Below are 12971 nucleotides of genomic sequence, written 5' to 3' on the forward strand. Positions count from 1 at the left end.
GCGGTGGAGGGGAGGGGGGCCGCGGGGGCGGATCGCCGCACACCTCGAGCCAGCGCCGACGCCAGACCTCCTGATCGCCCCCGCAGGCGGCGACGAAAGCGAGTGTGACCTGCAGTGTCGGCAATCGGTGGCCGCTCGCGGCACTGGACAGCACCGACGGTGAGTACAACGCGGACCGTGCCATGTCCCGGTACGTTGGATTGCCCGCGAGCGCGCGAAGCCGTCTCAGCTCGCTCGCGAAAGCCGCGACCGCCCCGCTGGAGGCGTTGATCGGCTTCTCCGGTCTCCCCATGTCTTCCCTGTCTTCGCTGAATCTCACTTCAGATGAGGTTCGAGCTCGCGCCCCATGAAGAACTGACTCCGCCCCCGGTGGTCCAGAGGCGAACGAGATGACCGCATGTATTCTCGCGATATGTCGGTGAGCATCGCCCGGGGGACAGCTCCGTCCGCAGCGACTTGATCCGGTAAACACCGGGCTCTGACCTGCTGGAATTGCGCTGCGTCACGAAATCGGGCGCCTGGGCCGGCGTGTCCGTGCCGCGCGCCTTTCCAGCACGCGCTGCATGCGCGGCGGCCTAAGACCTCCGCTCGCAACCTTCCGTTACGGAATGTCCACAGAGGATTACCCGAACCTGCTCCCGGCAGACTTCCCCCAACATATGCCGCGCATGGTAGCGGATGTTTACAAGGCCGAAAAGCCCGGCCGGAGGGTCCAAATGTGGACTCAAGCTCATCCTCCCCTATCGCACAGGGTACGTACGCTGATCATATGTGGCTTCGGGGCGCCAGCATAATGGTCTCTTTCCTAAGACGGGCGTAGGGGGTAAGTGGTTCGACGCCGCCGAATTTCGATAGGGGCGAAGATGTGCAACTTTCACGCGCCGTCCAGACCGCGTTCTTGCTCGGGAGCCCCGGCCTTCTCGGCCTCGTCCCCCACCCGCCGCATGCCCGGGCGACGTCGGCATCGCCGGGCCGCCATGCTCGCGCCGCGGCCGGAGCCCGTCCCTCGAACTCTGGACCGGCCGGCGGGCGCGAGGAGATGGCCGCGCACCAGCCGTCGGAGCGGCTACCTGGGGAATCGCCCGTCATCGGACAAGACGCTGTGACGGCCCGGCACCATCAGCCGGTCCGCGGAAGGGTCGCCGCCGGGTCGCTCATGATCAGCCCGTCCAGCCGTACATGGCCATCGAACAGCCCGCCGCGCGGCCGCCGGTCGTTACCGTGCACCCGCGTGCTTCCGACCCCGCGTGAAACACTGCACATCACGCTCGGTTGTCACGGGGCAACGACCCGTCGGCGTGGAGTTGTCCGGGGTGCAGGAAGTTGCACATCTGACCGTCAAAGCCCGCGCACGCCGCGCCGAGCCGCCGCCGGGTCGCTGCGTGTCATGTTCCTTTCCCCTCGGGTACCGATTTCCAGTGCTTCGCGCAGGCGGGGGCACCGGATGAGTAATGCGGCATGCCGATCCCCGAACCCGACCCACGCGCCTGCCGCGGGGCCCGGACCGGCGCTTCACCTTCGCCGCAATCGGTCAGAAGGCTGGTCGCGCCGCCGCGCACGCGGGATGTTCGGAGCGCCGCCCAGCCGGGCGCCACCTCCAGCCGATCCGGCGGCGGGCGTCCGCGGACCAGGGAGAGGAGCTGATCGGAATGCCGGACCAGGGTGCCTTGAGCGGCGAGCGGCTCCTGATCGCGCCGATCACGATCACCCCCACCAAGCCCGTCCTGCCCACCCATGCCAAGGGGTTCCTCTGGCTGGACGCGCTGTACCGGGGCACCCGGGCGCTGCGTGAGGCGACGTACCTGTGGAACACCCGCTCGGCCTGCCTGACGGGGCAGACGCTGCGGTTCTGGGAGTACCTGGACCGGACGCTCGGCCACACCGACTTCACCGGGTACTCGGTGCACGACCTCGGGGCGCTCTACGTGCGGGCACACGCCGAGCCGGCCCCGCCGTTCTCGGCGTTGAGGCCGTACGCGGAACGGGCGGAGCAGGGATGGGTCCATCCCGGCAGCGAACGGATCCTGCGGGCGTGGAAGGAGGAGCTCGGGCTGCTGCACGTGCTCGATCCGGGCTTCTTCGCCGACCGGCCCTACCGCCTGCCCCTCGGAGAGCTGATCGACCTGCTCGCGGGCCGTGGCCTGTGCCTGGACCACCGCCGGTTGGGCGGGCCCGTGTATCTGGACGGCACCCGGTGGGGAATGCCGCTGCGCCCGGTGGTGGGCATGGACGGGCACGCGAACTATCTGCTGATGGTCCTGCGTGACCTCGTCCCGAGGATCGCCGAGTACGACGGGGTCCTCCTCGTCCACGACGAGGAGATCGGGCACGACTACGCGCTGGTCGAGCGGATCCTCGGGGAGCTGGGGGCGCGAACGTCGCGGCTGGCGCTCGGCCGGGTGCCCATACCGGGTGCGGGCGGGTCGAGCCGGACCGGAGGCTGGGACGGCACGGCGCTGGACGAGTTGTCGGCGCTGTGCCTGCGCCACGTCGGCCACGACGTCTATCGCCTGGGGATGCGGCTCCACTTCATCAACACGCTGCGACGAACGGCCGGAGGGCCGCTCAAGCCCGAGCTGATCCGCCGCGCGATGGCCCGGGCGCGCAAACTGCTCGCCCGCGCGGACGGCGGCGATCCCGCCGGGGAGCTGAGCCGGCACCTGACCCCGTTCGGCTGGGTGGACCCCTACCGCTTGACCTGCGGACTCCTTACGAAGACCGCCCACGCGCCGAGCCGCGGGCTCCTCGACGAGGTCTTCCTCTAGCCCGTGAACCCTTCCCGCTTCCAGCCCTTCCAAGAAAGGGACGTACACGTGCAGACATCACATGCGAAGCACGCCGCGCCCGGGACACCGTCCGACCTGAGAGCCGCGTTCCGCCGCCGTGCCCGCGACGAGCTGGCACGGCTCCGCGAGGCGCTGGCCGATCCGGAGGCGGTGCAGTCGACGGTGCTCGCCGCGGCGGTCGAGGCGAACCGGGATTCCGCCTTCGGCCGCTCCCACGGCTTCTCCGCCGTCACGAGCGTCGACGACTATCGTGCGGCGGTGCCGATCCGCGTTCACGAGGAGTTCGCGCCCTGGCTGGATCGGGTCATCGACGGCGAGTCAGGTGTGCTCTCCTGTGAGGACCCGGTCGTCTACTTCTCCAGCAGCGGCACGACAGGTGTGGAGAAGCGGATCCCGGTCACGGTGACCTACCTCAAGCGGAGCTTCCTGCCGTTCTACTTCTCGGCGCTCGCGACGGCGGTCGAGCGCTATCCGGGGATGACGGCCGCGGACGACTCGGTGCTCAACCTGTGGCAGGACCCGTTCTCCCGGACGGGGTGCACCGAGGGCGGGCAGCCGCACATCGGCGCGAGCCAGATCGACTTCGGGCGCATCGGCGAGGACGTCGCCACCGGCCTCGGCAACCGGGCCCCGTGGGGCAGGCTCCCCGAGCGGTTCGACGAGAGCGACCCCTGGGAGCGCACGTATCTGCGGTTGCGGCTGGCCGCCGAGCACGACATCCGTGCCGTCGTCGCGGTCAATCCGGCGATCGCCGCCGCGCTGCCGTACCAGCTCGGGCTGTGGTGGCAGCGGATCGTCAAGGAGGTCCGCGACGGGACGCTCGGCGGGACGCCGTTCCGGGAGCCGGCGCCCGACCGGGCCCGGATGATCGAGCAGGCGGCGCGCCGGTTCGGCGTCCCGCGGCCGTGCGACCTGTGGCCCCGGCTCGACGCGGTGCTCGCCTGGACCTGCTACACCGCGCGGCTCTACCTCCCCAGGGTGGCGCACAGGTACGGCCCGCGGGTGCGGGTGCTGCCCGCCCCGCTGGGTTCGTGCGAGGGGCCGCTGGCCGCCCCGGTGGACCGCCATCTCACCGCCGGCGCGCTGGCCACGCCGAGCTGCTTCTACGAGTTCGTCCCGGCGGAGGAGGACATCCGCGGTGACGCCGGGACGGTGCTGGCCCACGAGGTGGAGCAGGGCCGGGACTACCACGTGGTCCTCTCCCACATCGGCGGGCTCTACCGCTGCGCGACCAGGGACATCGTCCGCGTGGCGGGCTTCGTGGGCCGTACGCCGCGCATCGAGTACTGCGGCCGGGACGGGACGCTGTCGGCCGCGGGCGAACGGCTGCGGGAGCACGAGGCGCTCCGGGCCGTGTCGGCCGCGGTCACCGACACGGGGCTGGAGGTCGGGAACCTGGCCTGGCGGCTGGATCCCGCGAAAGCCGGGGCGCCCTCCCATCAGGCGGCGGTCGCCTTCCACGGAAGGATCACCGGCGTCGAGCGCCAGGTCTTCACCCGCGTCCTGGACGCGCGCCTGGCGGAGGAGTCGGCCGGCTACCGGCGCGCGCGGGAGCAGGGGGCGCTGGATCCGCTGAGCGTCGTCCCGGTGAAGCCGGAGCTGTTCCTGCGGGACTGGCGGCGCCGTGTCGAGGCGGGTGAACGGCCGCCGCGCGTCAAGGACCGGGTCTTCCGCTCCGACTCCTCCATCTGGGCACGGCCGGACGAGGAGCAGCCGCGGTGACAACGGGCGCCGAGGAGATCCCCGGCCGTGGCCGGTACACGGAAAGTGCCCGGCGGGCGCGGTTGCAGTGGCTGCGCCACCTCACCGGATCACCGCTGGCCGCGCTCGACGAGGCGGGCATCCCGGCACGCGACCTCATGAGCAACTTAGAGAACTACGTGGCCACGGTGGAGGTGCCGGTCGGGCTGGCCGGGCCGCTCCTGTTCCGGGGCGACGCCGCGCGGGGGCCGGTCACCCTGCCGCTGGCGACCACCGAGGGTGCGCTGGTGGCCTCGGTCGCACGCGGCGCGAAGGCCGTCACCCGGTCCGGCGGGGTCGAGACCAGGGTGATCGCGCAGCGCATGACGCGGGCGCCGGCGTTCGAGTTCGACGGCGTCGCGGCGGCCGCGAGGTTCGCCCAGTGGGTGCCCGGCCGGCACGCCGAACTGGCGGAACAGGTCCGGGCGGTCTCCCGGCACTCCCGGCTGGTCGGGCTCGACCCCGTGCAGATCGGCCGGGTCGTGCACCTGCGCTTCGCCTACGAGACCGCCGACGCGGGCGGGCAGAACATGACCACGGCGGCGACCTGGCGCGCCTGCCGGTGGATCAACGACCGGCTCGCCGTCCTGCCCGGCATGGCGCCCTCGTGGTTCGCGATCGAGGGCAACCTGAGCGGTGACAAGAAGCTCACCCACCTGAACATGATCGCGGGCCGCGGGACCCGGGTGACCGCCGAGTGCACCCTCGACCGGGCGACGATCCAGCGGGTGCTGAAGACCACCCCCGAGGCGATCGACCGGACGTACCGGATCGCCGTCCCGGCCGCCCAGCACGCGGGAATGGCCGGGTTCGACATCAACGCCGCCAACGTGATCGCCGCCGTGTACGTCGCCACCGGCCAGGACATCGCCGGCGTCTACGAGTCGGGCGCCGCGGTCTTCTCCGTCGAGCCACAGGACGGGGGGCTGCGCGCCACCCTCCTCCTGCCCGGTCTCGTGATCGGAACCGTCGGCGGCGGTACCGGGCTGCCCCGGCAGCGGAACTACCTGGAGGCGCTGGGCTGCGCGGGCGACGGCGGGACGCGCCGGCTCGCGGAGATCATCTGCGGGTTCGCGCTGGCGGTGAACGTCTCCACGCTCGCCGCGGTCGCCGGTGGCCAGTTCGCCGACGCCCACGAGCGGCTCGGCCGCTCCCGCCGGGTCGACTGGCTGACCCGCGCCGACCTGGACGCGCCGCTGCTCGAACCCCTGCTCGCCGAGGCGATGAACGCGCCCGACCTGAAGGTCGTCACGGTCTCGGCGCCGGTGGACGAGGCGCGCTCCGGCCTGCTCACCGAGCTGACCTCCCGCGGCGACCAGCGCAAGCTGACCGGGGTGTTCCCCCTCCGCGTCGGCTGCACCAACCCCGCCGGTGACACCAAGGAGATCGACCTCGTCGCCAAGGTCAAGCCGCTGGACGAAGAGGTGATCATCGAGGCCGCCAAGCTGGCGTCGCTGTCGGGCGGGGCGCTGGCCGAGCTGTACGCGAAATGGCGCGACTGGACCGGCTTCAAGGACGTGCACACGCGCGAGCCCGCCCTCTACCGCAGCGGCGACGCCGCCCTGGCCCGCGTCATGCCCGGGCTGTACGGCGTGCACGTCGACCCCGGACGCGAGGCGTACGTGATCCTGATGGAGCGCCTCGGCCCGGACGTGATCCTCAAGGACACCGCCGAGCGTCCCGGACTGTGGAAGCGCGAGCACGTGCGCGCCGCCGTCGAGGGCATCGCCGGCGTCCACGCGGCCTGGCTCGGCCGCGAGGGCGAGCTGCTCGGCCGCGGCTGGCTGGGCCGCGTCCAGTCGGCGGAGCGGATGGCGGCGATGAGCGAGCTGTGGGCGGCGATGGCGGAGCACCACGCCGCCGAGCACCCCCACTGGATCACCCCGGGCGTCCTCCGCCGGCTCCGCCGGATCGGCGACACGGCCGGCGACTGGTGGGCACGGCTCGAACGCCTGCCGCGCACGCTCGTGCACAACGACTTCAACCCCCGCAACATCGCGCTGCGCACTCCTGGCCTGAGCCTGGTCGCCTACGACTGGGAGCTGGCGACGCTCCACGTCCCGCAGCGCGACCTGGTCGAGCTGCTCGCCTACGTCCTGCCCGCCGACGCCGGGGAGGACGACGTCGCCGATTGGCTCGGCCTGCACCGGCAGGCGCTCATCGACGCGGGCGCCGAGGCGCCCGACCCCGGCGCGTGGCGGGAGGGGTACCGCCTGGCCCTCTGGGACTTCTCGATCACCCGGCTGCAGCTGTATCTCATGGCGCACACGCACCGCGAGCTGCCGTTCCTCCGGCACCTCGTCCCGACCGTCGTGCGCCTGCTGGAAATGGAGGGCACCGATGTCCGCTGACACGCTCCGCGTGGCCCTGGCCGGAATCGACGGTTCGGGGAAGTCCACGGTGCTCCGGCTGATCACCGGTGAACGCGGCGGAGACCGCGCCGCCCTTTCCTGTCTACGCGCCCATGAGAACCCCGACGGTCCTTTACATGCGCTGTCCCGTCACCTGAGCGCGCTGTCCGAGGGCGCCGACCGGCTGAGCGCCCCCGACCTGAAGCTCGCCGTGCTCTACCTGCAGATGTGCACCTACGCCGTGACAGAACGGTTCTTCGTCCGGGAGTTGGGGACGCGGGTCATCATCTCCGAGCGCCATCCCATCGTGGACGCCCTCGTCTACGTCCCGATCTACCGGGGCGCCGTCGAACGCGTCCTCGGCCCGGAGCGCCCGGCCCGGCTCCGCCGGCAGCTCGCGTCCCTGGACCCCGGCGACGTGGAGGCGGCCCTCGCCTGGTGCGAGCGGCTGGGACGGCGGCTCGGCCGCGTCCCGGACCTCACCACCGTCGCGGCCGACCTCGTCCGGCTGGCCGACCTGCCGCCCGGTGAGCGGGCCGCCGCCTTCGCGCGCCGATTCGACGTGCCGCTCCCCGACGTCGTCGTCTTCCTCGACGTCGAGGCGAGGGAGGCGCGGCGGCGCATTCTCGAACGCGGCCGGCCGCCGGAGCTTCACGAGCGCATGGACCACCTGCGGAGGCTCCGCGACGGCTACGACACCGCGCTCAAGTCCCTGGACACGGTGCGCGTCCACCGGATCCTCGCCGACGGCGCGTCCCCCGCCGGGCTGGCGGCGGAGGTCGACCGGCTCATCGGCGGGTGAGGCCACATGCTCGATCAGCGGACGCTCCGGGTGGAACTCGAACATCGCGTCGCACGGGCTCAGCGCGCCTGGCCACGGGGGGATGCCGATGCCGGGGCGATCGCCGTGCTGCGCGACTTCACGCCCGCCGCCTTCGCCGCCTCGGCGGTGGCCTTCGCCGCCGAGGCGGCTCCGCAGGCACGCGCCCAGTGGTACGCCGCGTTCACCCGCACGATCTTCCTCGCGGGCGACCCGCGCAACCTCTCGTCGCGCTTCCGCCCCGACCACCTCTCCGAGGACGGATCGATCGCCTGGTACGGCCCAGGCCCCCTCGAACACCACAAACCCCTGCGACGGATGCTCCGCCCTCTGCAGGGAACCGTCGACCTCGCCGGACTGGGCTCGCAGCATGTCCCGCTGACCGCGAGGGACGGGGCCATCGCGCACCTGCGCATCGCCGTCCAAGGGTTGACGCTCCAGGGCTACCTCGTCCACGTCAGCCACCTGCTCACCGAAGCGGTCCTGGACGGCCTCCTGACGACGGTCGGCGCCTTGGAGATCGAGCATGTGCCGAAGCTCCCCGACGACCTCGGCCCCTACCACGCCCTCCGCGTCTCGGCCGATCCGCAGACCCCCGACCGACTCCGCGCCTACGCCGCCCTCTCCGTGGGTCGCCGGTCATGACCGGGTGGCCACGATCGGTCCGCTGACCGGACTCCGCCCGTTGACAGGTACGTTTTCCCAGGTGAACCATCGTTCAATGGACGCCGCGGTGGAGTCGACCGCCGAGAGCGGAAGCGTGCTGGGCAAGACCCGGCTCATCCTTGAGGCCTTCGGCCTGGACGACGAGGATCTCGGCCTTTCGGAGCTGGCGCGCCGGACCGGCCTGGCGAAGGCGTCGGTGCACCGGCTCAGCCAGGAGCTGGTGCGCTGGGGGTTCCTGGAGCGGCGGCACGGCAAGTACCGCCTGGGGATGCGGCTGTTCGAGATCGGCCAGCGGGTCCCCCGGCAGCGCATCCTGCGGGACCTCGCCCGGCCGTTCATGGAGGACCTGCTGCAGGCCACCGGCCAGACCGTCCATCTCGCCGTCGCCGACGGGCTGGAGGTCCTGTACCTGGAGAAGGTCTCCGGGCACCGGCAGGTCAGCCGTCCGTCCCGGGTCGCCGGGCGCATGCCGCTGCACTGCACCGCCACCGGCAAGGCCCTGCTGGCCTTCGGGCCGGGCGGCCTCTTCGAGGAGGTCGTGGCCGCGCCGCTCGCCCGCACGACCCCGCGCACGACGGTCGCGCCCGGCCTGCTGGAGCAGGAGCTGAAGCGCGCCCGCGACCTCGGGTACGCGGTGGAGTACGAACAGGCCCGCATCGGGTACATGAGCGTCGCCGTCCCGCTGGCCGGCGCCACCGGCGCCACGGTCGCCGCCCTGTCGGTCACCGGGCCGGTCGCCCCCGCCAGGACCGAGCGCTTCGCGGGCCTGCTGAACACGGCCGGACGCCAGGTGACCGGGCTGCTCAGCGTCCGGGACGTGTGAAGCCGCACACCACGAAGGCACGGGCACCGGAGGGATTCCGGTGCCCGTGCCATGTGCGGGAAGAAGCGGCGCGTCGCCGCCTCAGACGGGCGCCAGCCGCCGGAACCGGCTGGTGTGGAACACCAGCGGAGGGGTCTCCGGCCTGGCGAGCAGGCCGAGGACCTCCAGCAGCACGATCAGGTGATCGCCGGCGGGAATCTCGTCGTGGAGGCGGCAGTCCAGCCAGGCGGTGGCGTCGAGGACGAACACCCCGCCGTCCGGCCTGGGCTCCCAGTCGACCCCGTCGAAGCGGTCGCCCTCCTTGCGGGACAGGCGCATGCAGGCCACGTTGTGGTTCTCGGCGAGCACGCTCAGCCCGAGCCGCGGCGCGCGGCGCAGGCGCGGCCACGTCGCCGAGGTGTTCTGGACGCAGATCGACACCAGCGGCGGGTCCAGGGACACCGAGGTGAACGAGCTCGCCGCCATCCCGGCTGGCGCCCCGTCGATCAGGGCGCACACCGCCGTCACGCCCGACGGGAAGCACCCGAAGGTCCGGCGGAGCGCGGCGACGTCCTCCGCGGCCTGCTGCATGTCGGTCACCCGGCCCGTCAGGAGGTCGCCAGCGAGGGGGCCTGCGACGGGTCGAGCCCCATCGTGATCAGGCCGGCCATCTCGGCGCAGGCGTAGGCGTTCGGCGGCATGATCGCGGCGGTGGTGACGTCGCGCAGCATGCGCTCGTAGCCCTGGGGGCGCATCAGCGCGTTGAGGCCGCCCGCGGTGGTGCCGAGCTCGACGACCCGTCCGATCGCGTCCGCGAGCATCAGCTTCGCCTGCAGGTACGCGTGGCAGGTGCCGAGGCCCGGCCCCTGCGTGTCCGCCGTCCACGCGGCCCGGTACATCATCAGCCGCGCCGCCTCGACGTGCGTCGCGATGCGCCCGACCGCCGAGCTGATCGACGGGTGGTAGCCCATCGGCTGGGCGTACCCCTTCGCCTTCCGGGTGCCGAGGTGCTCCGCGAGCCAGCTCACCATCGCCTCGGCGAGGCCGAGGTAGCAGGCCGTGTAGCCGCCCCACGTGACGGCGGCCTGCGCGACGATCCAGTTGGTGACGAAGTCGTCGATCGGCCCGAGGACGAGCTCCGCCGGGACGTGCGCGCCGTCGATGCTCACCTTGTTGCTGCGCGTCGCGCGCATCCCGAGCGTGTCCCAGACGTCCTCGACCACGATGTGCTCCGGCTGCGCGACCGGGAGCAGGAACGCGACGACGAGCGCCGGGTCGTCGGCCCGGTCGGGGCGGGCGAGCATGAAGGCGTAGTCGCTCGCCTCCCAGATCGAGGCGAACATCTTGGTCCCGCTCACGCGCAGGCCGCCGTCCGGGGTGCGGGCGGCCGTCACCGTCGGCAGGAACGAGCCCGGCAGCAGGCTGGACGAGGACGGCTCCGACAGCGGCGCCGAGATCAGCGCGCCGTCGTCGATCACCAGCGACGCGACGTGCTTGCGCGCCGCGGCGTCGAAGGACGGCAGCTCCCCCGCCAGGCGGGTGGCCACGTAGTGCATGTTGAATCCGAGGGCGGTCGACGCGTCGCCCTGCGCGAGCTGCTCGACGGTCGCCAGCCAGGCCGTCGACCGCACGCCGAGCCCGCCGAGGCCGGCGGGGAACCCCGCCCCGTACAGGCCCGCCGAGCGCAGCTCGGCGAAGCTCTCCACCGGGATCAGGCGCTGCTCGTCGGCGCCGGCCGCGCGCCGCGCCAGCACCTCCGCGAGCCGCTTCCCGGTCTCCGCCATACGCCGGCTCTGCTCGTCCAGCTGGAAGTCCATGGTTCCTCCACGTTCGTGCGGCGCGTCAGTCCCACATGGGGGGACGCGCGGTGTCGAGACTGACGTTGACGACCTTCACGGCCTGGTACTCGCGGACCGTCTCCGCGGCGCCCTCACGGCCGAAGCCGCTGGCCTTGATCCCGCCCTGCGGCTGGCCGAGGGGCGTGGCGAACCAGGTGTTGACCCAGACCATCCCGGCCTGGAGGCGCCCGGCGATGCGGTGCGCCCGCGCGAGGTCGCTCGTCCACACGCCGCTCGCGAGGCCGTAGGCGACGGCGTTCGCGCGGGCGACGGCCTCGTCCTCGCCGGTCCAGCGTTCGACGGTGAGGACGGGCCCGAAGAACTCCTCGCAGGAGGCGCTCGTCGTGCCGTCCGGGTCCGCGAGGACGGTCGGCCGGTAGAACGCGCCGCCGCCGAGCTCGCCGTCCAGGTCCGGGACGCGGTGCCCGGCGCTCACCGTGGCGCCCTCCGCGACGGCCCGGTCGACGGCCCCGGCGACCCGGTCCCGGTGCGCGACGCTGATGAGCGGGCCGAGCTGCGTCGACGGGTCGAGCGGGTCGCCGACCCGGATCCGATCGGCCCGCGCCGTGATCCGCTCCAGCAGCTCGTCGTGCACGGCGGCGTGGGCGAGCAGGCGGGACGCGGCGAAGCACACCTCGCCGTTGGCGGCGAAGACGCCGGTCAGCACGTCCTCGGTGAGCGTGTCGAGGTCGGCGTCCGGCCCGACGATGAGCGAGCCCTTCCCGCCCAGCTCCATCAGCGCGGGGGTCAGCCGGTCACCGGCCCGGCTGAGGATCGTCCGCGCGCTCGCCGTGCCGCCGGTGAAGCTGATCTTGGCGATGCGGGGGTCGGTGACCAGCGCGTCGCCCGCGGTCGCGCCGAGACCGGTGACCACGTTGACGACTCCCGGCGGCAGCAGGTCCGCGATCGCCTCCGCGAACCGGACGGTGCTCACCGACGCCAGCTCCGACGGCTTGACCACGACGGTGTTGCCCGCCGCGAGCGCGGGCGCCAGCTTGTGCGCGACCGAGATGAGCGGCGAGTTCCACGGCACGATCGCGGCGATGACGCCGAGCGGCTGCCGGGTGGTGTAGACGTGCGACGTCTCCGGCACCCCCTGGACGGTCTCGCCGTGGATGCCGCGGGCCATCCCCGCGAAGTACCGGAAGATCTCCGCCGCGGTCGGGACGTCGATCAGCTCCGCCTCGCGGATCGCCCGCCCGTTCTCGGTGGCGAGCAGCGCCGGCCAGTCCGCGGCCGTCGCGGTCAGCCGGTCGGCGATGGCCCACAGCGCCGCCTGCCGGTCCGCCAGGGACGTCGTCCGCCACGTCTCGAACGCCGCGGCGGCGGCGGTGACGGCCTCGGCCACGACGGCGGCGTCGCAGTCGGCGATCCGCGCCCACGTCCGCCCGGTCGCCGGTTCGACCGCCGGGAGGAGCGCCGGCACCGGCCGCGCCCGGCCGCCGACGATCGCGGGCAGGGGCCGGTCGATGGTCAGCCGGCCGGTGCCGACGGCCGTCATGACTCCAGTCCGATGTGGACGGAGTGGAACGGGTTGTCGATCACGATGCGCCAGGTGCCGTCGGGCCTGCGGCGGAAGACGTTCGAGTCGACCGCGCTCATCTCGACCGGCTGCCCGTCCGGTCCGGTCCCGGTCAGGTTCCAGCGCAGCGCGACCAGGACGATGTCGTCGGCCTCGACCCGGTGCAGTTCCTCGATCGTCAGGTGCGGCTTGAGCGCGAGGAACTCCGCGAGCGCCGCGCGGAGCTGGTCCATGCCCCGTGCGGGCGGGGTGCCCGGTCCCGTCTGGAACACCGTGTGCTCGTCCCATACGGAGAGCGCGGCGTCCAGGTCGCCGGCGTTCATCGCCTCGATGAACAGCTCGTTGAGCTCGGTGACGCTGTTGTGTGATCCCATGGCTGGACGATATGGACCGGCCGTTCCCCGGCACATCGCCCGTTCATGGGAATGCGCGGACCACCCGAAAGG

The 12971-nt window shown here is 72.6% G+C and carries 10 protein-coding genes; 6 read left to right on the plus strand and 4 right to left on the minus strand.

The genetic code is table 11. The features are described from left to right. The first annotated feature begins 1649 nt into the window (after positions 1 to 1649). From ETD83_RS14450 to ETD83_RS14475, 6 genes are all read left to right on the plus strand, one after another. Positions 1650 to 2765: a hypothetical protein gene (locus ETD83_RS14450; protein ID WP_138645635.1), complete on the plus strand. Its 1116-nt coding sequence runs from the start codon at positions 1650 to 1652 to the stop codon at positions 2763 to 2765. Positions 2766 to 2813: 48 nt separating this feature from the next. Then, the gene (locus ETD83_RS14455) at positions 2814 to 4508 is read left to right on the plus strand and encodes a GH3 family domain-containing protein (RefSeq protein ID WP_171064204.1); all 1695 of its coding nucleotides are present in this window, start codon (positions 2814 to 2816) and stop codon (positions 4506 to 4508) included. After that, positions 4505 to 6877: a phosphotransferase gene (locus ETD83_RS43650; RefSeq protein WP_205717665.1), complete on the plus strand. Its 2373-nt coding sequence runs from the start codon at positions 4505 to 4507 to the stop codon at positions 6875 to 6877. The genes ETD83_RS14455 and ETD83_RS43650 overlap by 4 nt, the downstream gene beginning before the upstream one ends. Then, a complete protein-coding gene (locus ETD83_RS14465) occupies positions 6867 to 7679 on the plus strand; it encodes a deoxynucleoside kinase (RefSeq protein WP_138645637.1) in 813 nt (270 codons plus the stop codon). The genes ETD83_RS43650 and ETD83_RS14465 overlap by 11 nt, the downstream gene beginning before the upstream one ends. 6 nt (positions 7680 to 7685) lie before the next feature. Beyond that, on the plus strand, positions 7686 to 8342 hold the full coding sequence (locus ETD83_RS14470; protein ID WP_138645638.1) for a DUF6182 family protein: 657 nt from the start codon (positions 7686 to 7688) through the stop codon (positions 8340 to 8342). 61 nt (positions 8343 to 8403) lie between these two features. Beyond that, complete coding sequence (locus ETD83_RS14475; RefSeq protein WP_205717666.1) at positions 8404 to 9186, plus strand: IclR family transcriptional regulator; 783 nt, start codon at positions 8404 to 8406, stop codon at positions 9184 to 9186. Positions 9187 to 9267: 81 nt separating this feature from the next. Here the strand turns inward: ETD83_RS14475 and ETD83_RS14480 are convergent, their stop codons facing one another. Genes ETD83_RS14480 through ETD83_RS14495 form a run of 4 tightly spaced genes read right to left on the minus strand, consistent with a single transcriptional unit; the run spans position 9268 to position 12899 of the window. Then, positions 9268 to 9756: a flavin reductase family protein gene (locus tag ETD83_RS14480; RefSeq protein ID WP_138645639.1), complete on the minus strand. Its 489-nt coding sequence runs from the start codon at positions 9754 to 9756 to the stop codon at positions 9268 to 9270. Between the two features lie 17 nt (positions 9757 to 9773). Beyond that, positions 9774 to 10982: an acyl-CoA dehydrogenase family protein gene (locus ETD83_RS14485; RefSeq protein WP_138645640.1), complete on the minus strand. Its 1209-nt coding sequence runs from the start codon at positions 10980 to 10982 to the stop codon at positions 9774 to 9776. Positions 10983 to 11007: 25 nt separating this feature from the next. Continuing rightward, on the minus strand, positions 11008 to 12504 hold the full coding sequence (locus ETD83_RS14490) for an aldehyde dehydrogenase family protein (protein ID WP_138645641.1): 1497 nt from the start codon (positions 12502 to 12504) through the stop codon (positions 11008 to 11010). After that, a complete protein-coding gene (locus ETD83_RS14495; RefSeq protein ID WP_171064205.1) occupies positions 12501 to 12899 on the minus strand; it encodes a YybH family protein in 399 nt (132 codons plus the stop codon). Before ETD83_RS14495 ends, ETD83_RS14490 begins: the two co-directional genes overlap by 4 nt. Positions 12900 to 12971: the final 72 nt, after the last annotated feature.

It is taken from the genome of Actinomadura soli, assembly GCF_005889715.1.
In the GTDB taxonomy this organism is placed as follows: domain Bacteria; phylum Actinomycetota; class Actinomycetes; order Streptosporangiales; family Streptosporangiaceae; genus Spirillospora; species Spirillospora soli.